Below are 538 nucleotides of genomic sequence, written 5' to 3' on the forward strand. Positions count from 1 at the left end.
TTGTTTGATGTCTTGTCTTTCTCTGTATGGATTTTTCAAGGTACATGTCTGGCTTTATCAAGCCTTCCTGCAGATATTTGCATATCTGAATGGAGACGGAGAGATTCGAACTCTTGACCCCCTGCTTGCAAGGCAGGTGCTCTCCCAACTGAGCTACGCCCCCATTGGATAAAATATTAAATTCATCCTTAATTGTTCTTTACAGAACAAATGGGCTTAAGTGGACTCGAACCACCGACCTCACGCTTATCAGGCGTGCGCTCTAACCGGCTGAGCTATAAGCCCATTTATAATCCAGCAGCCACCTGCTCTCCCATATCGTCTCCAATACAGTACCATCGGCCGCTTAAGCCTTAACCATCGTGTTCGGGATGGGTACGGGTGTCTCCCTTAAACGCATCGCCACTGGAAATTCTGAGTGTTTGCGGATTCTCTGAATTCCGCTTGCGCGCCGTCCGCTCTTTTAAAGCTGACAGCCCCTTAACAACTCAACAGCGGAATAATCTTTACTCAATTTCCTTAGAAAGGAGGTGATCCA

2 tRNA genes and 1 rRNA gene are annotated in these 538 nt (G+C 47.0%); all 3 read right to left on the minus strand.

What is annotated here, in order from left to right:
• Positions 1 to 90: 90 nt before the first annotated feature.
• The 3 genes from E5329_RS29355 to rrf all read right to left on the minus strand — a co-directional run bounded on the left by E5329_RS29355 (position 91) and on the right by rrf (position 410).
• Positions 91 to 163 (minus strand) — tRNA-Ala (locus tag E5329_RS29355).
• A 48-nt stretch (positions 164 to 211) separates the two neighbouring features.
• Positions 212 to 285: transfer RNA gene (locus E5329_RS29360), tRNA-Ile, on the minus strand.
• Between the two features lie 7 nt (positions 286 to 292).
• Positions 293 to 410 (minus strand): 5S ribosomal RNA (gene rrf / locus E5329_RS29365).
• Positions 411 to 538: the final 128 nt, after the last annotated feature.

The sequence above is a fragment of the Petralouisia muris genome, from assembly GCF_004793545.1.
Classification (GTDB): domain Bacteria; phylum Bacillota; class Clostridia; order Lachnospirales; family Lachnospiraceae; genus Petralouisia; species Petralouisia muris.